The organism is Pseudomonas vranovensis DSM 16006, assembly GCF_000425805.1.
Classification (GTDB): Bacteria; Pseudomonadota; Gammaproteobacteria; order Pseudomonadales; family Pseudomonadaceae; genus Aquipseudomonas; species Aquipseudomonas vranovensis.
On sequence record NZ_KE384458.1, the window covers coordinates 120,126 to 142,844 of the forward strand.

25 protein-coding genes and 1 tRNA gene are annotated in these 22,719 nt (G+C 62.0%); 19 read left to right on the forward strand and 7 right to left on the reverse strand.

Translation table 11 applies throughout. From position 1 onward, the window contains the following. Positions 1 to 166 precede the first annotated feature (166 nt). From H621_RS0125465 to H621_RS0125505, 9 genes are all read left to right on the forward strand, one after another. Positions 167 to 694, forward strand: a complete 528-nt coding sequence (locus H621_RS0125465; protein ID WP_425337442.1) for a Csu type fimbrial protein — start codon at positions 167 to 169, stop codon at positions 692 to 694. Positions 695 to 729: 35 nt separating this feature from the next. Then, positions 730 to 1,263, forward strand: coding sequence for a Csu type fimbrial protein (locus H621_RS0125470; protein WP_028946088.1), 534 nt, complete (start codon positions 730 to 732; stop codon positions 1,261 to 1,263). A 17-nt stretch (positions 1,264 to 1,280) separates the two neighbouring features. Beyond that, on the forward strand, positions 1,281 to 1,814 hold the full coding sequence (locus H621_RS0125475) for a Csu type fimbrial protein (protein WP_028946089.1): 534 nt from the start codon (positions 1,281 to 1,283) through the stop codon (positions 1,812 to 1,814). A 3-nt stretch (positions 1,815 to 1,817) separates the two neighbouring features. Continuing rightward, positions 1,818 to 2,321: a Csu type fimbrial protein gene (locus H621_RS0125480; RefSeq protein ID WP_051270731.1), complete on the forward strand. Its 504-nt coding sequence runs from the start codon at positions 1,818 to 1,820 to the stop codon at positions 2,319 to 2,321. A 39-nt stretch (positions 2,322 to 2,360) separates the two neighbouring features. Further along, positions 2,361 to 3,152 carry a fimbrial biogenesis chaperone gene (locus tag H621_RS0125485; protein ID WP_371919735.1) on the forward strand — a complete coding sequence of 264 codons (792 nt, stop codon included), beginning with the start codon at positions 2,361 to 2,363 and terminating at the stop codon, positions 3,150 to 3,152. A 62-nt stretch (positions 3,153 to 3,214) separates the two neighbouring features. Continuing rightward, a complete protein-coding gene (locus H621_RS0125490; protein WP_084168046.1) occupies positions 3,215 to 5,566 on the forward strand; it encodes a fimbria/pilus outer membrane usher protein in 2,352 nt (783 codons plus the stop codon). Next, positions 5,563 to 6,528, forward strand: coding sequence for a Csu type fimbrial protein (locus H621_RS0125495; RefSeq protein WP_028946093.1), 966 nt, complete (start codon positions 5,563 to 5,565; stop codon positions 6,526 to 6,528). The genes H621_RS0125490 and H621_RS0125495 overlap by 4 nt, the downstream gene beginning before the upstream one ends. A gap of 100 nt (positions 6,529 to 6,628) precedes the next feature. Then, on the forward strand, positions 6,629 to 8,311 hold the full coding sequence (locus H621_RS0125500) for a nitrite/sulfite reductase (protein WP_028946094.1): 1,683 nt from the start codon (positions 6,629 to 6,631) through the stop codon (positions 8,309 to 8,311). Beyond that, complete coding sequence (locus H621_RS0125505; RefSeq protein WP_028946095.1) at positions 8,299 to 8,793, forward strand: DUF934 domain-containing protein; 495 nt, start codon at positions 8,299 to 8,301, stop codon at positions 8,791 to 8,793. The genes H621_RS0125500 and H621_RS0125505 overlap by 13 nt, the downstream gene beginning before the upstream one ends. On the opposite strand, the gene H621_RS0125510 is transcribed toward H621_RS0125505, so the two are convergent. After that, the gene (locus H621_RS0125510) at positions 8,790 to 10,406 is read right to left on the reverse strand and encodes an inorganic phosphate transporter (protein WP_028946096.1); all 1,617 of its coding nucleotides are present in this window, start codon (positions 10,404 to 10,406) and stop codon (positions 8,790 to 8,792) included. The two genes, H621_RS0125505 and H621_RS0125510, sit on opposite strands and share 4 nt — an antisense overlap. Before the next feature lie 113 nt (positions 10,407 to 10,519). Between H621_RS0125510 and H621_RS0125515 the strand changes: the two genes are divergently transcribed. From H621_RS0125515 to pgsA, 6 genes are all read left to right on the forward strand, one after another. Further along, a complete protein-coding gene (locus H621_RS0125515; RefSeq protein WP_028946097.1) occupies positions 10,520 to 10,903 on the forward strand; it encodes a DUF488 domain-containing protein in 384 nt (127 codons plus the stop codon). Between the two features lie 16 nt (positions 10,904 to 10,919). Beyond that, positions 10,920 to 11,345, forward strand: coding sequence for a GNAT family N-acetyltransferase (locus H621_RS0125520; protein WP_028946098.1), 426 nt, complete (start codon positions 10,920 to 10,922; stop codon positions 11,343 to 11,345). Between the two features lie 124 nt (positions 11,346 to 11,469). Next, positions 11,470 to 11,856, forward strand: coding sequence for a helix-turn-helix domain-containing protein (locus H621_RS0125525; RefSeq protein ID WP_028946099.1), 387 nt, complete (start codon positions 11,470 to 11,472; stop codon positions 11,854 to 11,856). A gap of 99 nt (positions 11,857 to 11,955) precedes the next feature. After that, positions 11,956 to 12,594 (forward strand): response regulator transcription factor GacA, encoded by a 639-nt coding sequence (gene gacA, locus H621_RS0125530; RefSeq protein WP_028946100.1) that lies wholly within the window; start codon positions 11,956 to 11,958, stop codon positions 12,592 to 12,594. A gap of 4 nt (positions 12,595 to 12,598) precedes the next feature. Continuing rightward, positions 12,599 to 14,422, forward strand: a complete 1,824-nt coding sequence (gene uvrC, locus H621_RS0125535; RefSeq protein ID WP_028946101.1) for an excinuclease ABC subunit UvrC — start codon at positions 12,599 to 12,601, stop codon at positions 14,420 to 14,422. 32 nt (positions 14,423 to 14,454) lie between these two features. Then, complete coding sequence (gene pgsA, locus H621_RS0125540) at positions 14,455 to 15,015, forward strand: CDP-diacylglycerol--glycerol-3-phosphate 3-phosphatidyltransferase (RefSeq protein WP_028946102.1); 561 nt, start codon at positions 14,455 to 14,457, stop codon at positions 15,013 to 15,015. 75 nt (positions 15,016 to 15,090) lie between these two features. On the opposite strand, the gene H621_RS27575 is transcribed toward pgsA, so the two are convergent. Then, the gene (locus tag H621_RS27575; protein WP_036990401.1) at positions 15,091 to 16,104 is read right to left on the reverse strand and encodes an ABC transporter substrate-binding protein; all 1,014 of its coding nucleotides are present in this window, start codon (positions 16,102 to 16,104) and stop codon (positions 15,091 to 15,093) included. 202 nt (positions 16,105 to 16,306) lie between these two features. On the opposite strand from H621_RS27575, the gene H621_RS0125550 reads away from it, so the two are divergent. Beyond that, positions 16,307 to 16,382: transfer RNA gene (locus H621_RS0125550), tRNA-Gly, on the forward strand. 190 nt (positions 16,383 to 16,572) lie between these two features. After that, on the forward strand, positions 16,573 to 16,788 hold the full coding sequence (locus tag H621_RS0125555; RefSeq protein WP_028946103.1) for a DUF3079 domain-containing protein: 216 nt from the start codon (positions 16,573 to 16,575) through the stop codon (positions 16,786 to 16,788). A 25-nt stretch (positions 16,789 to 16,813) separates the two neighbouring features. On the opposite strand, the gene H621_RS0125560 is transcribed toward H621_RS0125555, so the two are convergent. The 3 genes from H621_RS0125560 to H621_RS0125570 all read right to left on the reverse strand — a co-directional run bounded on the left by H621_RS0125560 (position 16,814) and on the right by H621_RS0125570 (position 18,337). Continuing rightward, positions 16,814 to 17,062 (reverse strand): hypothetical protein, encoded by a 249-nt coding sequence (locus H621_RS0125560; RefSeq protein ID WP_028946104.1) that lies wholly within the window; start codon positions 17,060 to 17,062, stop codon positions 16,814 to 16,816. Between the two features lie 179 nt (positions 17,063 to 17,241). Further along, positions 17,242 to 17,763 carry a lactoylglutathione lyase gene (gloA, locus tag H621_RS0125565; protein WP_028946105.1) on the reverse strand — a complete coding sequence of 174 codons (522 nt, stop codon included), beginning with the start codon at positions 17,761 to 17,763 and terminating at the stop codon, positions 17,242 to 17,244. Between the two features lie 214 nt (positions 17,764 to 17,977). Further along, positions 17,978 to 18,337 carry a histone-like nucleoid-structuring protein, MvaT/MvaU family gene (locus H621_RS0125570; protein ID WP_028946106.1) on the reverse strand — a complete coding sequence of 120 codons (360 nt, stop codon included), beginning with the start codon at positions 18,335 to 18,337 and terminating at the stop codon, positions 17,978 to 17,980. Between the two features lie 364 nt (positions 18,338 to 18,701). On the opposite strand from H621_RS0125570, the gene H621_RS0125575 reads away from it, so the two are divergent. Both H621_RS0125575 and cobF read left to right on the forward strand, forming a co-directional pair. Continuing rightward, positions 18,702 to 19,991 (forward strand): OprD family porin, encoded by a 1,290-nt coding sequence (locus tag H621_RS0125575; protein WP_028946107.1) that lies wholly within the window; start codon positions 18,702 to 18,704, stop codon positions 19,989 to 19,991. 67 nt (positions 19,992 to 20,058) lie between these two features. Beyond that, positions 20,059 to 20,808, forward strand: coding sequence for a precorrin-6A synthase (deacetylating) (cobF, locus tag H621_RS0125580; RefSeq protein WP_028946108.1), 750 nt, complete (start codon positions 20,059 to 20,061; stop codon positions 20,806 to 20,808). Here cobF and H621_RS0125585 read toward each other — a convergent pair. Beyond that, on the reverse strand, positions 20,774 to 22,087 hold the full coding sequence (locus H621_RS0125585) for a glycosyltransferase (protein ID WP_028946109.1): 1,314 nt from the start codon (positions 22,085 to 22,087) through the stop codon (positions 20,774 to 20,776). The two genes, cobF and H621_RS0125585, sit on opposite strands and share 35 nt — an antisense overlap. 113 nt (positions 22,088 to 22,200) lie before the next feature. Continuing rightward, positions 22,201 to 22,557, reverse strand: a complete 357-nt coding sequence (locus H621_RS0125590; RefSeq protein ID WP_028946110.1) for a response regulator — start codon at positions 22,555 to 22,557, stop codon at positions 22,201 to 22,203. Positions 22,558 to 22,719: the final 162 nt, after the last annotated feature.

The following is a 22,719-nucleotide window of genomic DNA, read 5'->3' on the forward strand; positions in this document are numbered from 1 at the left end:
GCGGGGCTAATTTAACCAATCGTACCGGCAACGGCCAGCGCTGTCTGGCCGTGAATGTCCGTCCGGACAAGGTGTACAGGACTTGTACATTCTTCTGCACGCTGGCAGGTTTTTCGTCCACTGCTACCCTGAACTTCAGATTTATCCCGCGTCGAAGGAAGACAAGGTGAAGGGACACTTTCTGGCCGCGTCGCTCGTGCTGGTCGTTGCTGACCGCGCCGCCGCCGCCGATTTCATGGTTGAAGTCAAAGTGGATGTGCAGCGTGGCTGTGTATTGATCCATCAGCCCCGCGATGCCGGCGCCCAGGCCTTGGGCGTGCTGGACTTTGGCGCCGCGGCGCGCCTGGATGACCCCGAGGGGCCGCTGAGTAGCCAGATGCTCGCCCAGCGCCCACCCCGCCTTGAATGCAACCCCGACACCGCTTACCAGGTGAAGGTCGATGGCGGTCAGCACGGTGGCGTGGGTGAAGTCCGCTACCTGGCCAGCGATCAACCTTCGGCGCGGCCGATTCCCTACCGTTTGTTTCAGGATCCGGCCTGGCGAATGCCCTTGCCGGTCAATGTTGCCCAGCATGCCCGAGTACCGGATTCAGGCTCGGTGGACTTGCCGCTGTACGCGCGTATCGACCGCTTGGCCCAGGTACCGCACGTGGGCGGTTACTCGGACCTGCTCAAAGTCACCGTGACCTGGTAAGGCCAGGAACGGCGCCTGCTAAAGGAACTGGCAGTATGAAACGACTCCTGCTGTTGAGTGCTGCGCCATTGCTGTTGGTCAGCCCTGATGCCTTCGCCGCGATGAGCGGGCATATCCAGGCCCGGCTGGTGATCAGCAGCGCCTGTCAGATCAGCGGCGATCCAGGTGCCGGGGTGGTCGAGTCGCCCGGTGCCGGGGTTCTGGACTTTGGCAGCCAGGGGCCCAGTTGGACCACGCCGCTGCGCTCGCACCTGGACGAATCGGCGGGTGATGGCACCCTGCAGGTACGTTGCAACCCCGCCGTGCGCGCCTTCACCGTGAGTATCAATGGCGGCGCCAATGGCGATGGCGCTACCCGGCGCCTGAGCAATGGCCGGGTGCTGATTCCCTACGAGCTGTCTGCCGACCCTACCGGGCGGGCCCGCTACGACATTGGCCAGACGCTGAACTTTTCGGTCAGCAGCGGCGCGCAGGTACCGATTCCGATCTACGGCGCGCTGGTTGCCCATCCCAAGGCGCTGCCGGCCGGCATTTACCGCGACACCCTGATGGTGACCCTGGACTGGTAATACGCAAGGAGTGACTCATGCATCCGTATATTTCCCGCTTTATCTTCGCCGGCGTCGGCCTGGCGCTGTGCAGCCAGGCCCAGGCGGCCACCGTGACCGGCAACATCAACGCCACCCTGACGCTGATCGCCAGTTGCCAGGTCAATGGCGGTAGCGGCGCCACCGGACAGGACTTCGGCACCCTGGATTTCGGCAGCCAGGAAGCCTTGTTCACTACCGCGAATGCGCAGGTGCTGGGCGGTGCCGGTGGCGCGATGAGCATCTTGTGCTCCAGCGGCACCATACCGGCGATAAAGGTGAGCACCGGGACCAATGACAACCAGTCCGACGGCGGCAGCCGGGCCCTGGCCGACGGCAATGGCAACTACGTGCCTTATGACTTCTATACCGACGCAGGTCATACCCAGTTGTTGGCTATCGATGGGGTGATTACCCTGCCGACCAGCACCGGCGTGGCGCAGACGGTGAACCTTTACGGCCAGGCCGTTGGCAAACCGGGCCTGCCGGCCGGGGTGTACACCGACACGGTGGCGGTCGAGCTGAGCTTCTGAACCGTGCGCCGGGCGTTGCCCAGGTTGCTGGCACTGCTGCTGTGCAGCGTAACTTCGCCGCTGGATGCGGCGCTCACCAGCACCTTTCAGGTCAGTGCCACGGTGGTCGCCGGTTGCCTGGTGGAGGGGGGCGCAAGCAACTACGGCAGCCTGGATTTCGGCAGTTACTCGGCGCTGTCCACCAGCAGCGTGACCACTGCGCTCGGCGGTACCACGGTGACCTTGCAGTGCACGCCCGGGGTCAATTTGAGCATGAGTGTGGATGCCGGCCAGAACAGCGCCAGCGGTACCCGCAACCTCAAGCGCAGCAGCGGTTCTTCGCTGGTGGCCTATCAACTGTTTCGCGATGCCGGTTTCAGTCAAAGCCTGGGCATCAATCAGGGTGTACCGGTGAGCTACAGCAATCCGGCAATCATCAAGCTGCCGGTGTACGCCCGGGCCCAACTGACTGGCAACCTGCCCGCCGGCAATTACACCGATGTGGTGCAGGTGGTACTGACCTTTTAACGCCCGGAAAGTGGACGCTACAACAACAAGGAGCAAGGCATGGGGGCTAGCGCTGACGGTATGCGCAAACGAATCAACGGATTGGCCTGTGCGCTGGCATTGTTCAGCAGTGTGCCGCTGCAGGCGGCTACTTCGGTGTTGATCTGGCCGATCGACCCGGTGCTTGAGGCGGGCCAGAAGGCAGGCGCCTTGTGGCTTGAGAACCGCGGCAACGAGCCGGCCAACCTGCAGGTACGGGTGTTCGCCTGGCGCCAGGGCGAGTTCGACGATCAGTACCAGGCCCAACGCGAAATCATCGGCAGCCCGCCCGTGGCCAACATTGCGCCGGGGCAAAAGCAACTGATCCGCCTGACCCGCACCGGTACCTCACCGGTAGGCCAGGAGCAGGCCTACCGCATCATCATCGATGAAATTCCCTCCGCGTTGCCGCCTGCGGCCAGCGCCGACAAACCCCAAGCGGCAATCCGCTTCCAGATGCGCTATTCGGTGCCCCTGTTCGTCTATGGCGAAGGCTTGTGGGGCAAGGCCGATGCCAGTGGCCAGCGCGGCGCCGCCGGGGTCGGCAAGCCGGCGCTGAGCTGGCGACAGGTATCGGTGCAGGGCAAGCCCTATGTGGAAATCCGCAACACGGGACCGGTGCATGCGCGCCTGACCGACGTGGTGCTGCAGCAGGGCGGTCAGAGCCGGCCGCTGGTGGATGGCCTGCTGGGCTACGTGCTGCCCGGCGCAAGTATGCGCTGGCCGGCACCGCAGCCGATGACGGCAGCCACTGTACTCAAGGGCCGGGTCAACGGACAGGAACCGGCGCAAGCCCTGAATCAGGGCCAATGAACACCAGCAAGTAGCACCGCAACAGGGGCCAGGGAGGACCCGGCAATGGTTGGATATTGTGTGTGAGTGTTCTTCTGGCCGCGACACGCCGCCTGGCACTGAGGGCTTGCGGCTTGACCGTGCTGGGCTGTGCGCCGCTGTTCGGCGGCGAGCTGCCGCCGCCCCCGGCCAGCCTGGAAGCGGTCGCCGACGCGCCGCTGTTCCTGGAACTGGTGGTCAACCAGATGAGCAGCCCTGAGCTGGTGCCGGTGCAGCAACGCGCCGGGCGCCTGTACATGGCCACCGTCGACTTGCGGGCTGCAGGCATCGATCTGCCCGGCGAGCACGGCACTGAAGTTGCACTGGACAGTATCCCGGGCCTGCACAGCGACTACGACAGCCAGGGCCAGCGGCTGGTGGTGCAGGTGCCGGCGGCCTGGCTGCCGACCCAGCGCATCGGCAACCGCCAACTGTCACCGGCAAGCGAAGCGCGAAGCAGCTTCGGCGCGTTGTTCAACTATGACCTGTACCTGAACGACACCGATGATGGCGGCCGCTACCTGGCCGCCTGGAATGAACTGCGCCTGTTCGACAGCTGGGGTACGCTGTCGACCACCGGGCAATGGCGCCAGGCCTTGGGCGGCAACGAATTCGACGACAGCCAGGAAGGCTTTCGCCGCTACGACACCACCTGGCGCTACACCGATGAAGTGCGTCTGCTGACGCTGGAAGTCGGTGACGTGCTCAGTGGCGCCTTGCCCTGGACCAGTTCGGTGCGGCTGGGCGGCCTGCAGCTTTCACGCGATTTTGGCGTGCGCCCGGACCTGGTCACCTATCCGCTGCCAGCCTTCGCTGGTGAAGCAGCAGTGCCTTCATCGGTGGACCTGTTCATCAACGGCTACAAGAGCGCCAGCGCCGACCTGCAGCCGGGGCCCTATACCCTGACCAACGTGCCGTTCATCAACGGTGCAGGGGAGGCGGTGGTGGTGACTACCGATGCCCTCGGCCGGCAGGTGTCGACCACCTTGCCGTTCTATGTCACCAGCACATTGCTGCAAAAAGGCCTGGCGGATTTCTCGGTGGCCGCCGGCAACCTGCGTCGTGACTACGCGATCCGTGATTTTGCCTATGGCCCGGGTGTGGCTGCCGCCAGCCTGCGCTATGGGCTCAGCGACGTCATTACCCTGGAAAGCCATGCCGAGGCGGCCGAGTCCCTGGCCCTGGGCGGGCTGGGTGCGAACGTGCAGGTGGGCAACTGGGGGGTGGTCAACGGCGCGGTGAGCCAGAGCAGCCTTGACAGCCGCAGCGGTCAGCAAGTGAGCCTGGGGTATCAGTTCAACAGCCGGCGCCTGGGTTTCAACTACCAGCGGCTGCAACGCCACGGCGATTACGCCGACTTGTCGCTGGTCGACAGCCCCTACGCGCGCCTGAGCCAGCGCAGCGAGCAAGCCACGCTGAGCCTGAACCTGGACCAGTACGGCAGCCTGGGGGCCGGTTATTTCGACGTGCGCGCCGGCGACAACAGTCGCACCCGGTTGCTCAACCTGAGTTGGAGCAAGTCGCTGTGGGCCAACAGCAGCCTGTATCTGTCGGCCAACCGCGAGATCGGCGATAGCCAGTGGGCGGTGCAGGCGCAATGGGTGATCCCGTTCGACCTGCGCGGTACCCTGAGCATGAGTGTGGAGCGCAACCAGGCCGGGGAAAACCTTCAGCGGGTCAACTACAGTCGTGCGGTGCCGAGCCAGGGCGGCGTGGGTTACAACCTCGGTTACGCCGATGGCGACCGCGAGGCCTACCGACAGGCCGACCTGACCTGGCGCCTGCAGTCGGTGCAACTGCAGGCCGGAGTATATGGTAGCGGCGGCAACATGACCCGGTGGGCCGATGCCAGTGGCTCGCTGGTGTGGATGGATGCCGGGGTGTTCGCCGCCAACCGCATCGACGATGCCTTTGTGGTCGTCAGCACCGACGGCTTTGCCGATGTGCCGGTGAACTACGAAAACCAACGGGTGGGTCGTACCGACAAGAACGGTCACTTGCTGGTGCCCTGGAGCAGCGGCTACTACCGGGGCAAGTATGAAATCGACCCGATGGAGCTGCCCAGCACCGTGCAGGTGCAGCAGGTCGAACAGAAAGTGGCAGTGCGTCGTGGTACAGGCTATTTGCTGGAATTCCCGATGCACAATGTGGTGGCGGCCAGTCTCCAGTTGGTGGATGCCAGCCACAACGACCTGCCGTTGGGAAGCCAGGTGCGGCACGAGCAGAGTGGCGCACATGCGGTGGTGGGCTGGGACGGGCTGGTCTACCTGGAAGGGCTGTCACCCGACAACAGTCTTGAGGTAGCGCTGGCCAGCGGTGGTCGTTGTCGGGTGCAGTTCAAGATGGACGGCAATCAGCAGCAGGTGCCGCTGATCGGGCCGCTGGTATGCCGATGAAACGCCTGCTGGCGGCCCTGGCCCTGTTGACCAGTGCCCAGGCATATGGATTGTGCGCAGTGGTGGCGACGGCACCGGCAAGCTTCGGCTCGGTCAGTTCCTCCCTGGTGCTCAGTGCAGTGCAGTCCGCTTCGACCACCAATGCCGGCCTGCAATGCACCGGTTCGCTGCTGACACTGCTGCGCAACAATGACCACTTCTACGCCACGTTCAGCCCGGTCGGCAACACCACCGGGCTCGTCGGGCCGAGCGGCGATGTCATCCCGTACACCTTGTACGCCAACAACAGCATCAGCTTCCCCATCACCCGCAATCTGGCCTATGACTTCGCCCGCAACGGCATCATCGATGCCTTGGGGCTGCTGGGCGGGACCACGCCGCGGTCGGTGCCGATCTACCTGAAGACGCAGCTCGGAGCCAACGTTGCGGCCGGCCTTTATCAAGAAACCCTGTCGGTGTACTGGGATATCGACTACTGCTGGGGCATTGGTGTGGGAAACCTCTGCCTGGGGCGGCAGAAACTCGAAGGCACGATGAACCTCACTATCAGCCTGACAGTGACCAACGACTGCCAGATCACCACACCGAACATCAGCTTTGGCAGCGCCCCGGTGGTGGCGGGCTTTGGCACCGTCAACGGTAACGTAAACATTTCCTGTACCAAGGGCAGCAGCTACACCGTGGGATTGGATGATGGCCAGAACGTCGCGGTGGGCCGACGGCGGATGAAGTCGGCGGCCAACAACTACCTGGCCTACGACATCTTCAAAAGTGCCGGCAATGTGCGGTGGGGCAAACTCGCCAGCGCGCGGCGAGCCAGTACTGACGCCGACATCAATCCCGGTGCCGGTACTGGTAATGGCAGCCAGGTGTTCAACTACAACGCCAAACTCTACACCGACCAGGCCACGCCGCCGGCCGGGGCTTATCAGGACAGCGTCATTCTCGATGTGCAGTTCTAAAACCTGTAGGCCCCTGATCCGTATAAATCCCCCAAACCTGAATCTGTAACTCAGTACACCCGAACGCCATAGTAAGGGCCTTCGTGATGAGGTCCGAACCATGTATCAGTATGACGAGTATGACCGTGCGCTGGTGTTCGAGCGCGTGGCGCAGTTTCGCGATCAGGTGCAACGTTTCATGGGCGGTGAGCTGTCTGAAGAAGAGTTCCTGCCCCTGCGCCTGCAAAATGGCCTGTACTTGCAGAAGCACGCCTATATGCTGCGGGTGGCGATTCCCTACGGCACTCTTGGCGCGCGTCAGATGCGTACTCTGGCGCTGATCGCCGGTGAGTACGACCGCGGCTATGGGCATTTCACCACCCGCCAGAACATCCAGTTCAACTGGATCGAGTTGGCCCAGGTGCCCGATATTCTCCAACGCCTTGCCGAGGTCGAGATGCATGCCATCCAGACTTCCGGCAACTGCGTGCGCAACATCACCACCGAGGCCTTCGCCGGAGTCGCCGCCGACGAGCTGCTCGACCCACGCCCGCTGGCCGAGATCTTGCGCCAGTGGTCGACTATCAACCCCGAGTTCCTGTTCCTGCCACGCAAGTTCAAGATCGCCATCTGCTCTGCCCGAGAAGACCGGGCGGCGATCATGATGCATGACATCGGCCTGTACCTGTACCGCGACGCTCGGGGCCAGATGTGCCTGCGGGTGATGGTCGGCGGTGGCTTGGGGCGCACGCCGATCCTGGGCTTGCAGATCCGTGAGGGGCTGCCCTGGCAGCACTTGCTGTCATATGTCGAGGCCATCCTGCGGGTGTACAACCGCCACGGCCGCCGCGACAACAAGTACAAGGCGCGTATCAAGATCTTGGTCAAGGCCCTGGGGATCGAAGCCTTTGCCCGTGAGGTGGAGCAGGAGTGGCAGCACATCAAGGATGGCCCGGCGCAACTGACCGAAGATGAGTTCCAACGCGTGGCTGCGGCGTTCGAGCCACCAGCCTACGCCAGCGTGGTCGACGAAGCACTGGACTATGAAACCCACCTCGCCCAGGACCATGCCTTTGCCCGCTGGGTGGCCTGCTGCGTCAAGCCACACAAGGTGCCGGGCTACGCCAGTGTGGTGCTCTCTACCAAGCCTGGCGAGGCCTCGCCGCCAGGCGACCTGACGGCCGCCCAGATGGAGGCGGTGGCGGACTGGTCGGAGCAGTTCGGTTTTGGCGAGATTCGCATTGCCCATGAGCAGAACCTCATTCTGCCGGATGTGCGCAAGCAAGACCTGCACGCGCTCTGGCGGTTGGCCTGCGAGCGTGGCCTGGGGACGGCGAACATTGGCCTGTTGACCGATATCATCGCGTGCCCGGGTGGAGACTTCTGCGCGTTGGCCAATGCCAAGTCGATCCCCATTGCGCAGTCGATCCAGCGCTGCTTCGACGACCTGGACTACCTGCACGACCTGGGTGAGCTGAGCCTGAACATCTCGGGCTGCATCAATGCCTGTGGCCATCACCACATCGGCAATATTGGCATCTTGGGCGTCGACAAGAATGGTAGCGAGTGGTACCAGGTCACCCTTGGCGGCGCCCAGGGCAAACACAGTACCTTGGGCAAGGTGATCGGCCCCTCGTTCAGCGCCGCCGAGATCCCGCGGGTGATCGAGCAGATCATCGCCACCTACTGCGCCTATCGCGAGCTGGACGAGCCCTTCGTCGATACTGTGCGCCGGGTAGGGCTGGAGCCGTTCAAGGAGCGGGTCTACGCCAAGCGCCCGGAGGAGCTCATATGCGTAATGTGATTGCCTTGCGCAATGGCGAGGCACAGCTGCTGGCCGAGGACGGCTGGCAGTTGCTGCGCGACGTTGAACAGCCGCTGCCCGACGGCTTGCTGATTCTGCCTTTTACCGACTGGCTGGAGCGTGAAGCGCGACAGCCCACCGGCCGCGACGGCCTGTGGCTGGGACCGGACGATGAGATCGAAGCGCTGGAGCCGTGGTTGGCGCAGGTGCCGCTGATTGCCATCGATTTTCCAAGCTTTCGTGACGGGCGCGGTTACAGCCAGGCGTATCTGCTGCGCAGCCGCCTGGGCTGGTACGGCGAACTGCGGGCGGTGGGCGATGTGCTGCGCGACCAGCTCAGCCATATGCGTCAATGCGGCTTCGACAGCTTTGCGGTGCGCGAAGACAAGTGCGCCGAGGATGCCTTGAAGGGCCTGGCCGGGATGAGCGTGTTGTACGGACGTTCGGTCATCGAACCGAGGCCGCTGTTCCGGCGCCGCTAGAACACCTGGCGCAGAATCCAGTACAGCCCGCCGGCCATCACGATCGCCGCAGGCAGGGTCAGTACCCAGGCCATCATCAGGTTGACGATGGTGCGCATCTGCAGCCCCGAGCCATTGGCAACCATGGTCCCGGCCACCCCTGATGACAACACATGGGTGGTCGAGACGGGCATGCCGTACATGTCCGCCACGCCAATGGTACACATCGCTACCAATTCTGCCGAAGCACCCTGGGCATAGGTCAGGTGGGTCTTGCCGATCTTTTCCCCGACTGTGACCACGATCCGTCGCCAGCCCACCATGGTGCCCAGGCCCAGGGCAATGGCCACGGCAATCTTGACCCACAGTGGAATGTAGCGGGTGGCGTCATCGAGCTGGCGCTTGAACAGTTGCACCTTGTCCTGGGTATCGGGTGTGAACGTGACCAGTTGGTGTTTGTTGATCAGGCGGATGGTTTCGCTGGTCAGGTACATGTCGTTGCGCACGTTGGCCATCGCCTCGGCGGGCACGCGGTTGAGGGAACCGTAGCCTTTTACTTCCTCGCCAATCGAGCCCGCCAGGGCAGCCAGGGCCGGGACCAGCTCAGGGCTGGCGGTGGGCTGGCGAATGAAGTCGCTCAAGGTCTGGCGTGGGTCTGCCGTCAATAGTTGGGGGGCGCTTCGCTGCAAGGCGTGCTGGGTGACCTCGGCGACTGCTGCAAACTGCAGCGATTGCTCCGCCGGCATGGTGCGGTTCAGGGCGTAGGCCATGGGCAGGGTGCCCACAAGAATCAACATGATCAGGCCCATGCCTTTCTGGCCATCGTTGGAACCGTGGGCAAACGACACCCCGGTGCAGGTCAGAATCAGCAGGCCGCGAATCCACCAGGGCGGAGGCGTATTGCCCACGGGCGCCTGGTACAGGTCCTGGCGCTTGACCAGGTGGCGCAGCGCCAGCAGCAACAGCGCGGCGCAGGCAAAGCCCACCAGAGGCGAGAGCAACAGTGAATAACCGACTTTCGCCGCCTGGGACCAGTCCACACCGCTGGTGCCGTCACGGCCGTGCATCAAGGCGTTGGCAACGCCGACGCCGATGATCGAGCCAATCAGGGTATGTGAGGACGAGGCCGGCAGCCCCAGCCACCAGGTGCCCAGGTTCCAGATAATGGCCGACAACAGCAGGGCGAACACCATGGCAAAGCCTGCCGAGGAGCCGACCTTGAGGATCAGCTCGACCGGCAGCAGGGCAATGATGCCGAAGGCGACAGCGCCACTTGAAAGCAACACCCCGAGAAAGTTGAAAAAGCCAGACCAGACCACGGCCACCGAGGCGGGCAGCGAGTGGGTATAGATCACCGTGGCCACCGCGTTGGCCGTGTCGTGAAAGCCATTGACGAACTCAAAGCCCAAGGCGATCAGCAGGGCCACCCCGAGCAGCAGGAAGGGTGTCCAGGTGGTGATCACCGTACCGGTGGCGTCGATGTCGCGAAACAGGCTCCAGGCGGTATAGAACAGTCCGCCCAGCAGTAAGCCGAAGAACAGGATCAGGGTATTTCGGCCGGGCTTGTGGTGCAGGCGCGGCCGTGGATCGGCTGTGGCCAGCGTTGGGTGGCTGGTCAGCGTCGGGGTAGTCATGATGACTCCGGGTTACGTTACCTCAGGCGTCCAGCATAAGAACTGTGCATGACGTCGACGTGACCTCGGTCAATAAATGCCTCTACGCTGACAGGATGAATGGGAGAAATCCGATGATCCGTTGCAAGCGAGTCTATGATCCCTTGGCACCTGATGACGGACAGCGCGTGCTGGTCGATCGGCTATGGCCACGCAATAAACGCAAGGCCCAGTTGCAGGCACTGTGGCTGCCGGAAGTTGCGCCTTCGACCGCCTTGCGCCAGGCCTTCCATGGCGGTGAAGTGGACTTCGCCGGCTTCGCCGAACGCTACCGACAGGAGCTGGCCGCCCGGCCAGAGCATTGGTGGAAACTGCTGGGCATGGCCGAGCAGGGTGAGGTGACCTTGCTCTATGCCGGCAAGGACACCGAGCACAACAATGCGCAGGTGCTGGCGGCGTGGCTGGAAGATGAACTGGAGCGGCGTGGCCCGTCGGCCTCGCCGGTCTGCTATCTGTAGCATGGAATGAAGAACGATGATCCTGACCCCCGCCGCCGATCAGCATTGCCCCTTCGCCCGCGACCTGACCCGGCGGGCGATGCTGCCGTACTACCACGAGTTCGACCTGCTCTGGATCGAGGAGGCCTTCAACCAGGCCTGGAGCTGGCGCGAGCAGTGGCTGGTCGTCGAGCACGACCGGGTGGTGGGGTTTTGCAGCCTGAGCCAGGATCGCCAGGCCCTGTACATTCGCGAACTGCACTTGATCGAGTCGGCACGCAGGCAGGGCCTCGGTACCCAGGTGCTGGCGCAATTGGTCGATTGGGCTCGTGAGCGACGCTTGCCCCTGGTGCGTCTGACGGTGTTCAAGAGCAACCCGGCCCAGGGCTTGTACCGACGCGCAGGTTTCGTTGCCATGGGCGAAGATGAGTGCTTTGTGCGCATGCAAAGGCTGGTCGATTAGCGCACTCTCACGGGGCTGCTGGCTTGTGTCGTTGTCGTGAACCCGTGCATAGTGCCGGTCTTCAAGGGCCGGTGTGGTTTGAGGCCGGCCCGTTCGGACGATGTACGGGAGACAGTGAAATCGCATGAACGGAATCGGATCGCGGCTCAGGGAAGAACGAGAGCGCCTGGGCATGACCCAGCGGGTATTCGGGGATATCGGTGGTGTGGAACCCAATGCCCAGGGTAAGTACGAAAGCGGTGAGCGAACGCCCAAGGCCGACTACCTGGCGGCGGTGGCGGCTCGCGGCGTCGACAGCCTGTATGTGTTGAGCGGCGTGCGCACGCCGATACCGCAAGGCAGCCTGAGCGCTGAAGAAGATCGCTTACTGGGGTGTTTTCGCAGCCTGGCTGCGGCTGACCAGGCAGCGGTGCGGCAGTTGTTGGGCAGCCTCGCCAATCCACTGCCAAGGGCCTGCGCGCCGATCGGTGGACCCGAGCACACCCTGGCCGGGCGGCTGTCGGGAAAATGAAGCCGGGTGGCGCACAAAGATGCGTTCCGTTAGCTCTACCACGCGATTTTTTGCTAAGGTGGCCGGATCCAATTTTTCGCCGTCGTGCGAGGTGTCTGCTTGATTAGGGTCCTGGTGGTCGATGATCACGATCTGGTGCGTACGGGCATCACCCGTATGCTGGCCGATATCGATGACTTGCAGGTGGTGGGCGAAGCCGACTCCGGCGAGGCATCACTCAAGGTCGCGCGTGAACTCAAGCCCGATGTGGTCCTGATGGATGTGAAGATGCCCGGGATCGGTGGTCTCGAGGCCACGCGCAAGTTGTTGCGCAGCCACCCTGATGTGAAAGTCGTGGCCGTCACCGTGTGCGAAGAAGACCCGTTTCCCACGCGCCTGCTCCAGGCCGGCGCCGCTGGATACCTGACCAAGGGCGCAGGCCTGGACGAAATGGTCCAGGCCATTCGCCTGGTGTTTGCCGGCCAGCGCTACATCAGCCCGCAGATCGCTCAACAGCTGGCGCTCAAGTCGTTCCAGCCCCAGGGCTCACCCTTCGATGCGTTGTCAGAGCGGGAAATCCAGATCGCCCTGATGATCGTCGGTTGCCAGAAAGTGCAGATCATCTCCGACAAGCTGTGTCTGTCACCGAAAACGGTCAATACTTACCGTTATCGGATCTTCGAAAAACTCTCGGTCACCAGCGACGTCGAACTGACGCTGCTGGCGGTCCGCCATGGCATGGTTGACGCCAGTCTCTGAGCTCATGACCCCTGTGTTCGATTCAAGTGCCTTCCTGGCGACCTGCAGCGGTCGCCCGGGCGTTTACCGGATGTTCGACGGCGACGCCCGGCTGCTGTATGTCGGCAAGGCCAAAAACCTCAAGAAGCGCCTGGCCAGTTACTTTCGCAAAACGGGCCTGGCGCCGAAGACGGCTGCCCTGGTGGGCAGGATCGCGCAGGTCGAAACCACCATTACCGCCAACGAGACCGAAGCGCTGCTACTCGAGCAGACGCTGATCAAGGAATGGCGCCCGCCCTATAACATCCTGCTGCGTGACGACAAGTCCTACCCTTATGTGTTTCTTTCGGACGGTGCATTTCCCCGTCTGGGGATTCATCGTGGCGCCAAGAAACAAAAGGGCAAGTACTTCGGCCCTTACCCCAGTGCGGGCGCCATTCGGGAAAGCCTGAGCCTGCTGCAGAAGACGTTTTTCGTGCGCCAGTGCGAGGACAGCTACTACAGCAATCGAACGCGGCCATGCCTTCAGTACCAGATCAAACGCTGCAAGGCGCCGTGCGTCGGGCTGGTGGAGCCCGAGGAATACGCAATCGATGTGCGTCACTCGGTGATGTTCCTCGAGGGGCGCAGTCACCAGTTGACCAACGAGCTCAATGCCGAGATGGAGCAGGCCGCCATGGCCCTTGAGTTCGAGAGGGCGGCCGAGTTACGCGACCAGATCGCCTTGTTGCGCCGGGTCCAGGACCAGCAGAGCATGGAAGGCGGCAGCGGCGATGTGGACGTGGTGGCCGCTTTCGTCAATCCGGGTGGCGCTTGTGTACACCTGATCAGTGTGCGCGGTGGACGGGTACTGGGCAGCAAGAACTTCTTTCCCCAGGTTGGAATCGAGGAGGAGGTGGCCGAGGTCATGGCTGCGTTCCTGTCCCAGTACTACATCGGCAACGCCGAGCGCGACCTGCCGGGTGAGCTGATCGTCAACGTGGTTCATGAAGACTTCGAGGCTATCAGTGCGGCCATCGAAAGCTTGCGCGGTCGCGAACTGACCATCAGCCACCGGGTGCGTGGCACCCGGGCGCGCTGGCAGCAGTTGGCGGTGACCAATGCCGAGCAGGCGCTGATGGCGCGCCTGGCCAACCGTCAACACATGGCCTCGCGCTTCGAGGCACTGGCCAAAGTGCTGGACCTGGATGAAACCCCGCAACGCCTGGAGTGCTACGACATCAGCCATTCCAGCGGTGAGGCGACGGTAGCCTCTTGCGTGGTGTTTGGCCCGGAGGGGCCGTTGAAGTCCGATTACCGACGCTTCAATATCGAGGGCGTGACGCCGGGAGATGACTATGCCGCGATGCACCAGGCCTTGACCCGGCGTTTCGGGCGAATCAAGGACGGCGAGGGCAAACTGCCGGATGTGCTCTTGGTGGACGGCGGCAAAGGCCAGTTGAACATGGCTCGGGAAGTGCTTCAGGAACTGGCCGTCCCTGACCTGATTCTGATCGGTGTGGCCAAGGGCGTGACCCGCAAGGCCGGATTCGAAACCCTTTACCTCAATGATGTGGCCCATGAGTTCACCCTCAAGGGGGACTCGCCCGCGCTGCATTTGATCCAGCAGATCCGTGACGAAGCGCACCGATTTGCCATTACCGGGCACCGTGCCCGGCGCGGTAAGGCCCGGCGGACCTCAAGCCTTGAGGATGTGGCCGGCGTGGGGCCAAAACGGCGTCGTGACCTGCTCAAACACTTCGGCGGCCTGCAGGAATTGTCCCGCGCCAGCATCGAGGAAATCGCCAAAGCACCGGGAATCAGTAAAAAGCTTGCCGAGTCGATTTATGCCAACCTGCATAGCGAGTAGAATGCCCGCTCACTTTGCAGCCAGTTGTGCCGATGAATATCCCAAATCTGCTTACCGTTCTTCGCGTCCTGCTCATTCCGATCTTCATTTTGCTGTTTTATGTTCCGTATCACTGGAGCTATATGGCAGCAAGTACAGTGTTCGCCATCGCTGCGGCGACTGACTGGCTTGACGGCTACCTGGCCCGTCGCCTGCAGCAGAGCACGCCATTTGGCGCATTCCTGGACCCGGTGGCCGACAAACTGATGGTCGCCGTGGCCCTGGTAATGCTGGTGCAGGATCATGCCAACCTGTGGCTGACCTTGCCGGCGGTGGTCATTATCGGTCGCGAGATCGTGGTATCGGCCCTGCGTGAGTGGATGGCCGAACTGGGTGCGCGGGCGCATGTAGCAGTGTCGAACCTGGGTAAATGGAAAACGGCTGCGCAGATGCTTGCCCTGGTGATTCTGCTGGCCAATCCGGCCACGTTGAGTTTCTGGGTGGTAGTGGGCTACACCTTGCTGATGATCGCTGCAGGCCTGACGTTGTGGTCGATGGTGCACTACCTGCGCGCTGCCTGGCCGCATTTGCGGGAAGGTTCGGAAAAGAAGTAGCACATTGTTGTGGGTGAAAAAGCGACCTTGAGGTCGCTTTTTTCGTTTTTGGCGCTGGGTTTCCCGTGCAGCCGATTACTTCATCGCCTGCAGGGCGGCGTTGACGAAATCGTTGGTCCAGGTGCCGGCAGGGCTCAACGCCATTTCCCGCAAGGTCGGATCAAAGGCTTGCAGGGCTTGTCGGGTGAGGGCCGGGCCTTGTGCGGGAAACAACCCGTTGCTCGAGAGCGCTGGCTGGATATTCCGATAGGCCTGTTTGTACAGGTCGGGATCGTCGAGCAGGTAGTCGGTTGGCACCAGGGCGGCGACATCTTCGGCGCTGGCGCTACGCAGCCAGTGCAAGGCCTTGACCATCGCATTGGTCAAGGCCTGGATGGTCCTGGGGTTTTCCTCGATGAAAGAGACCTTTGTATATAGCGTACCGGCAGGCATCGGCCCGCCGAACAGGGCTCGCGTCCCCTGGGGGTGACGGGTGTCGGCGATGATGTGAAGGCCGTGTTGTTTTTCCAGCAGGCTGATGACCGGTTCGGTGTGGGCAATGACGTCGACCTTGCCGCTGTGCAAGGCCTGCGCGGCATCAGCAGAGGCGCCCACCTCGACGAAGGTAACCTCATCGGCACGTACCCCAGCCTTGGCCAGGATCAGGTTGGCCAGCATCTGGGTCGAGGAGCCTGCGGAGCTGATGCCGATTTTCTTGCCATGCAAGTCGCTCGCCGTGCAGTACTCGGGCAGGGACCGGGAAGAGACTGCCACGACCACCTGTGGTGCCTCGGCGGTCAGTACAAAGGCGCGCAGGGCATGCCCGCGCGCCTGCATCCTCAGGGTATGGTCGTAGGCGCCACTGACGACCTCGGCGTCACCGGCAATCATGGCCTGGAGCGCCTTGACGCCGGCGCTGAAATCGACCACCTCAAGCTCAAGTCCTTGTTCTTCGAAGTAGCCCTTTTGCAGTGCGACCGCCAGTGGCAAATTGTAGAGGAGCGCGTGGCCGCCGACCGCCAGGGTGAGCTTGGGGCGCTCCAATGCCGGCACGCTTGCCGGGATCATGAGCATCAGGCAGAGCGCCAGGTTTCTGAATAATAGGGTCATGATAGCTTCCTTGCACAGTGGGGAAGCGAAGCTAATCAGAGTGGGCAGCATGGGCAATGGCAGAAATCTGAGAAGGGCGTGGGAGGTTTCGCTCCCTGGCGTGCTGCAAACGATCGCGCGGCCATGGCCAACTTCATAAAAGTTTTTTGAATCAAAGGCTTGACGCCATTTGTTGATCCTATAGAATGGCTATCACCAAAACGCGGGAATAGCTCAGTTGGTAGAGCACGACCTTGCCAAGGTCGGGGTCGCGAGTTCGAGTCTCGTTTCCCGCTCCATATCTGGTGCTGCAGGTTTGCTTCAAGCTTGCGGCACCCCAAAAAAAGGACCTTCGGGTCCTTTTTTTGTGCCTGATCATCCGGCGCTATCCGCTACCTTCCCGGGCTTCAGCGAGTCTGGCTGACCTGCATCAAGGAAAGCTGCCGGTAACGCGGTATGTTGGTCTCATCCAACAATCGGCCGCTTGCCATGACCAAGCCCTTTCCAATCAATCCCAGGCATCCCGAGCGCATCTGCTGGGGCTGCGACCGCTATTGTGCAGCCAGCGCGCTGGCGTGTGGCAACGGTGCCGATCGCACCATGCATCCTGCCGAAATGCTCGGCGACGACTGGTACCTGCATGGCGAATGGGGCATCGAGCCGCCAAGCGCTGAAGACCCGGCAGCCGATGGCCGCCCCGGGTAGTTCGGGCGGCCAGGCAGGCATTCAGTCAGAACAGGTGCTGACGGTTGTCCAGTTGCTGGTCGACCAGCCATTTGCCATGGGCCAGTGAGGCATGCTGGGCGTTCTCAAGATCGGCGAGGAAGGCCATCTTCAGCGGCAGCGGCAGGCGCCGGCTGGTGTGGCCCTCGGGATCGGTGATCAGGCAGCCGGCGGCAAAGGGGGTGGGAATGCCGTCGTGGGTTTCGACGCTGGCGGTGATGGTATGGTTGCGATGCACGCATTGAAGGGTTTTCATCGTCCTGACCTCGCTTGCAGTGGTATCGAATGTATCCTCGCTCAGGGTAAGCAGGCTGGGCTGCTCTTTCGGGTATACCACAGCAAGGGCGTGCAGGCGCCTGGGGGCGACGAACGTCATCCTCCGCGAAACAGAAACAGAAACGGCCGGGATAACCGGCCGTTTTTTGTGCAGCGTACTTAGAACTCGGTAGGCTGGATGATCTCGACCCAGTAGTCGTCCGGGTCCTTGATGAAGGCCAGGTGCTTCATGCGGCCGTCGCTCAGGCGCTTCTGGAAGGTCACGCCCAGTTGCTCGAATCGCTCGCAGGCAGCACGGATGTCCGGGACCGAAATGCAGATATGGCCAAAGCCGCGTGGGTCGGTGTTGCCGTTGTGATAGGCAAATTCCGGATCGTTCTCGCTGCCGTGGTTGTGGGTCAGTTCGAGGATGCCGGGGATCGACTTCATCCACTCGGTACGCTTGGCGGCATCGGCAGGAATCTGTGCCTTGTCGACCAGGGCCAGAAAGTACAGGCTGAATTCGGCTTCGGGGAAGTCGCGTTTTTCCACCAGGCTGAAGCCCAGCACGCGGGTGTAGAAGTCCAGGGACTTGGCAACGTCCTTGACCCGCAGCATGGTGTGGTTGAAGACGAAGTTCTGGGTCGCGGCATCCGGTTGCGCGGTCACACCCGGGAGGGTGTCGAGATGGTTCAGGCTCATGGGCACTCCGCATAAGAAGCTGGCAGCGTGGCCAGCAAAAAACAGTCAGGGCGACATGATACGGAACTGATGCGATAGCGCAAACGGTTTGCGCCCCGCCGGGTGGGGCGAGGCGCAAGAATTAGAAGCCCGCCGAGGCGGGCGTATGGGGCGCTAGTCCGTTAGCAGCCTCCATCCTGATAGAGTCGATGTGAAAAAAGTGTGAAGGGTAACCTCACGAACGCAACCAGCTGTCGACCGTCTTGGCGCCGTACTGTTCTTTCCAGGCTTTGAGGCCGCGGTGGTTGCCACCCTTGGTTTCGATCAGCTCGCCGGTATGGGGGTTTTCATACACTTTGACCACCCGTGCGCGGCGCGTCTTGGGCGCAGTAGCGGGGCCTTTGGCCGTGGCTTTGGGGTCGAGGATGGAAATGATATCGCGCAGGCTCTTGTCGTAGGTTTTCATCAGGTCGACTAGTTTGCGCTCGAACTCGATTTCGCGCTTGAGGCCGGCGTCCTTCTTCAGCGCCTCCAGTTGCGCCATCTGTTCTTGAAGCGCTTTTTCGGCAGCACGAAACTCTGCAAGTCTGGACACTGTCATCACTCCTTTATGTCTGAAGTGGCCCGGCATGCGTGTACACGTGGAGTAATCTGAATTACGCAGCCGCCACCGGGTTGGGCACAACATCACACTAATAAAGAGTGTAGTAGTCTCAAAGCAGCGGGTAAACAATTAACGTTTAATTGCGCTTTTATGGAACTTTCTTATTTGCGCGCGCGTTACCGCGAACAAACTAAGCAGCAGGCTGGGTTGTACCCTAGACGATGGTCCAATGGCCCGTTCCAGAGCGGCTGCGAGATGATGAGCGGTCAGCCTTGACCTTCGTTGGCGCTGGCCGCATTACCGGCATCTGGATGGCTGCCGGTTGTTTTTGTCACTCTTTCGGATTGTGCTTCTCATGTTTGCCCCACCCCCTCTCGCGCCCGGGCGCAGGCTCACTGGCCTGCTCGCGATGTTGGCTGCCACTTCGACTCAGGCTGCCGGTTTTCTTGAAGACAGCAGTGCCACACTCGAAGCGCGCAATGTCTATTTCAATCGCGACTTTCGCGATGGCCATGTCAGTTCCAGCCAGGGCGCTTCAAAGCGCGAAGAATGGGCACAGGGTTTTATCCTCAATGTGCAGTCCGGTTATACCCAAGGTCCCGTGGGCGTGGGTATCGATGCCCTGGGTATGGTGGGTGTCAAACTCGACTCCAGCCCGGCCGACAGCAATAGCGGATTACTGCCCTCCAGCGGGCGCGACCCGCGTCATTCGGTTGATCAATATGCCAAGTTGGGTGTGGCCGGCAAGCTGCGTTATTCAAAAACCGTCCTCAAGTACGGCTCGATGTTGCCCGACCTGCCGCTGCTCAAATACAACGATGGCCGTTTGCTTCCGACGATGTTCCAAGGCGCGATGCTGACGTCCGAAGAGGTCAACAACCTCAAGTTCCATGCGGCTCGCCTGGACAAATACACCGCACGTGATTCCACCGATCGCCAGGACATTCGCGTGCATTGCAAGAACAAGCGTTATGCCTGCGATATCACGGCTGATCATTTCGACATGGCCGGCGTCGATTACAGGTTCAACGACCGCCTCAGCGCCCAGTACCAGGTGGCCAAGCTTGAGAACATCTACCGCCAGCACTTCTTCGGTGTGGTGGCGAGCCAGCCGCTGGACGTCGGTAGCCTGTCGGCGGACCTGCGCCTGATCAAGAGTGACGACATCGGCAATGCGCGGGCGGGCGACATCGATCACCGCGCCTTCAGCGGCATGCTCGGCTACAGCCTGGGCGGTCACAAGGTCAGCGCTGGCTGGCAGCGCATGTATGGCGACAACGCCATGCCGTACCTGGATGGCAGCAACCCGTACCTGGTCAACTACGCACAGGTCAACGACTTTGCCGCTGCCCAGGAGCGCTCCTGGCAGTTGCGCTACGACTATGACTTCAAGGCCCTGGGCGTACCCGGCCTGACCTTCTTTACCCGTTACATCAACGGTGACCACATCAAGGTGCCGGGCAGCCTGGACGAGGGCAAGGAGTGGGAACGCGATACCGAGTTCAAATACCAGGTACAGAGCGGCACCTTCAAGGATGTCAGCGTGCGCCTGCGTAACTCGACGTTCCGTAGCAACTACGAGAAGTACGCGCGCGACATGGATGAGACTCGTGTAATCGTCAGCTACAACTTCTCGATCTGGTAAACCGCACATTGCTACAGGTGTTCGCCCGGCCGACAATGTCGGTCGGACGAACAATGGGCTGAGTGCAATGAAACAGCTGTTATTGATCGGAATCGGGCCGGGCAATCCGCGCCAGATTACTGTAGAAGCCATCGATGCCCTGAACCGTGCTCAGGTGTTTTTCGTCCTCGACAAGGGCGCGGTCAAGGACGAACTGCTGCAACTGCGCAAAAACATCCTCGAGCACTACATCCGCCAGCCAGGGTTTCGAGTGGTACAGGTCGACGACCCGCGGCGGGCGGAGGCCGCCAGCGACTATGTCGGTGCGGTGCATGACTGGCACCAGCAGCGTGCGGCGCTTTACGCCCGCCTGCTTGAAACCGAACTTGCCGAAGGGGAGTGCGGGGCATTTCTGCTCTGGGGTGAGCCGACACTGTACGACAGCACGTTGCGCATTCTTGACCTGGTCCAGGCCCGGGGGGTGGCATTCGAGCTTGAGGTGATCCCCGGCATCAGTAGCGTCCAGGCCCTGGCTGCGCGCCATCGTATCCCGCTGAACCGCATCGGCGAGCCATTGACCGTGTTGCCGGGCCGACGCCTGCCTGAACAAGCGCAGATCGACAACCTGGTGGTGATGCTCGATGGGGGCTGCGCATTTGCCGACCTGGATGATCCGGCGCTGCACATTTACTGGGGAGCCTACCTGGGCAGTGCCGACGAAATCCTCATCAGTGGCCCCTTGCAGCAGGTCAAGGCACTGATTCTTGAGCAGCGCGCCCAGGCGCGGGCGCGCAAAGGCTGGATCATGGACACTTACCTGCTGCGTCGGCCTCTGTAGCCAGGCGGTTCTTGGCTTCGATCCACTGGGCCATGTACTGGGTGCTCTTGTGCTGGTGATGGCGCAGCATGGCCCCGGTGAAGTTGAACAGACGGTGCTGGTCCAGATCGCCGAGTGCGTACTCGATGCGCTCCACCAGGGCAGTGGCGTGCTGGCGGCGGTCATAGCGCGCAGCGATCAGCTGCAGGCCCTGTTGCTGGGCCTGCAGCCAGCGCGACTCGTCGCTGTAGAGCTGCGCTGCGGCCTCGGCCAGGCCTTCGGCAGTGCTGGCCACCGCACCTGGCCAAGGCAGGGCGCCGTGCATGGCTTCGGCACCTATTGGCGTGGTGACGCTGGGGGTGCCGCACAGCATGGCATCGGTCAGCTTGCCCTTGATACCGGCTCCGAAGCGTAGCGGCGCCAGGCAGATACGCGCGTTGCTCATCACCTCCAGGGCGTCTTCGGCCCAGTTCATGATGTGGAACCCTTCGGCCGGTTTGTGCAGCGCTGTCGCTTTGGGCGGTGTGTAGGCACCATAGATGTGCAATTGGGCCTGGGGCACGCGGCGGCGGATCATTGGCCAGAGGCTGTTCTTCATCCACAGCACCGCGTCCCAGTTGGGTGCATGGCGGAAATTGCCGATGCTGAGGAAGTTGGCGCGCCCGGCGTAGGGCTTGCACGGCTCATCGGGAATGTCGACCATCAGCGGGCACCAGTGCAGCAGGTGTTCAGGTACACCGAAGCCGTTGATCAGCAGGTCGATTTCGACGTCTGAAATCATCAGGCTCAGGTCGCTGCGGTAAATGGCCGCCAATTCGCGCAGGGTGACGTCGGCCGAGGCCATCTGCCGATACAGCTCGGGGCCGGGCGTAGCGAACAGGGCGCGAAAGTCATTCGGGTCCAGGCCTTCGATCAAGCGCCGGCGCAGCAGTTGCTGGCGGGCATCGCGCAGGCTTTGCAGGTCGGAGGTTTCCAGTACGCGCAGGGCATTGGGGCAGTGTTTCTCCACGCGCCAGCCAAACTGCTCCTCCATCATGAAGCGGTCGAACAGTACGACATCCGGCGCCAGTTCGCTGACGAAGCGATCGAAGCTGCTGTCGTTGAGGGCGATTGCCCGCTCGGCGATGCCAAGGCTTGCGAGGTCCGCCTTGTGCTCGCCCACGGTCGCCGGGCTGCTGAACGTGACGTGGTAGCCACGCTGCACAAAGCTTTCAAGGATCTGCATCATGTGCCCGCCGGCGGCCGAAGAGCGGGGTTCGGGCCAGACGTAGCCGATGACCAGGACATTGAGGGTGGGCATGAGTGCTGAGGGCCTTGGCAAAAAACGCGTATTAAACCAGATTCCAGGTAAGAGCGGGCTTGCCCCGCGATGCGATGTCACTGAGCGACCGCGGTCGCGGGGCAAGCTCGCCTCTACAGGATGCCTTGTACTTTGTCGCGCAACTGATCAATGCTGAACGGCTTGCCAATCAGGTGCATGCCTTCGGGTACCTGGATATTTTCGGCGTAGCCACTGGCAAACAGAATCGGCAGCAACGGCCTGGCTTCGCGCGCCTTGCTCGCCAGTGCCTTGCCGTCCATGTCCGGCAGACCGACATCGGTCATCATCAGCGCAAGCGACTGGCCGTCGTCTTCAAGGATCGTCAGGGCGGCGGCGGCGTCCTGGGCCTCGATCACCGCGTAACCCAGCTCTGTCAGCACTTCGACGATCAGCATGCGCACGATATCGTCGTCTTCGACGACCAGCAGGGGCGAGGTAGGAGAGGGCATGGCAAGGGTCCTGTGCAGGTGTGTGTTCATAGTCTGTATGCCGGGCGTTGCCTGAAGTTCCCTGCGTGTTCTGCAGAATAGCGATCTGTGCCCCGGCAGGGAACGATTGCCGTACACAGGTCTCAAATGCTGGCTAAATGCCCTGCCAGAAGTGGCAAAGCT

Coding starts and splice junctions, on each gene's coding strand:
- H621_RS0125495 (WP_028946093.1), top strand. CDS start 5,563: ATGAAACGCCTGCTGGCGGCCCTGGCCCTGTTGACCAGTGCCCAGGCA.
- H621_RS0125560 (WP_028946104.1), bottom strand. CDS start 17,062: ATGAAAACCCTTCAATGCGTGCATCGCAACCATACCATCACCGCCAGC.
- H621_RS0125520 (WP_028946098.1), top strand. CDS start 10,920: ATGATCCTGACCCCCGCCGCCGATCAGCATTGCCCCTTCGCCCGCGAC.
- uvrC (WP_028946101.1), top strand. CDS start 12,599: ATGACCCCTGTGTTCGATTCAAGTGCCTTCCTGGCGACCTGCAGCGGT.
- H621_RS0125500 (WP_028946094.1), top strand. CDS start 6,629: ATGTATCAGTATGACGAGTATGACCGTGCGCTGGTGTTCGAGCGCGTG.
- H621_RS0125585 (WP_028946109.1), bottom strand. CDS start 22,087: ATGCCCACCCTCAATGTCCTGGTCATCGGCTACGTCTGGCCCGAACCC.
- H621_RS0125575 (WP_028946107.1), top strand. CDS start 18,702: ATGTTTGCCCCACCCCCTCTCGCGCCCGGGCGCAGGCTCACTGGCCTG.
- cobF (WP_028946108.1), top strand. CDS start 20,059: ATGAAACAGCTGTTATTGATCGGAATCGGGCCGGGCAATCCGCGCCAG.
- H621_RS27575 (WP_036990401.1), bottom strand. CDS start 16,104: ATGACCCTATTATTCAGAAACCTGGCGCTCTGCCTGATGCTCATGATC.
- gloA (WP_028946105.1), bottom strand. CDS start 17,763: ATGAGCCTGAACCATCTCGACACCCTCCCGGGTGTGACCGCGCAACCG.
- H621_RS0125525 (WP_028946099.1), top strand. CDS start 11,470: ATGAACGGAATCGGATCGCGGCTCAGGGAAGAACGAGAGCGCCTGGGC.
- pgsA (WP_028946102.1), top strand. CDS start 14,455: ATGAATATCCCAAATCTGCTTACCGTTCTTCGCGTCCTGCTCATTCCG.
- H621_RS0125505 (WP_028946095.1), top strand. CDS start 8,299: ATGCGTAATGTGATTGCCTTGCGCAATGGCGAGGCACAGCTGCTGGCC.
- H621_RS0125515 (WP_028946097.1), top strand. CDS start 10,520: ATGATCCGTTGCAAGCGAGTCTATGATCCCTTGGCACCTGATGACGGA.
- H621_RS0125590 (WP_028946110.1), bottom strand. CDS start 22,557: ATGCCCTCTCCTACCTCGCCCCTGCTGGTCGTCGAAGACGACGATATC.
- H621_RS0125555 (WP_028946103.1), top strand. CDS start 16,573: ATGACCAAGCCCTTTCCAATCAATCCCAGGCATCCCGAGCGCATCTGC.
- H621_RS0125510 (WP_028946096.1), bottom strand. CDS start 10,406: ATGACTACCCCGACGCTGACCAGCCACCCAACGCTGGCCACAGCCGAT.
- H621_RS0125485 (WP_371919735.1), top strand. CDS start 2,361: ATGGGGGCTAGCGCTGACGGTATGCGCAAACGAATCAACGGATTGGCC.
- H621_RS0125470 (WP_028946088.1), top strand. CDS start 730: ATGAAACGACTCCTGCTGTTGAGTGCTGCGCCATTGCTGTTGGTCAGC.
- H621_RS0125475 (WP_028946089.1), top strand. CDS start 1,281: ATGCATCCGTATATTTCCCGCTTTATCTTCGCCGGCGTCGGCCTGGCG.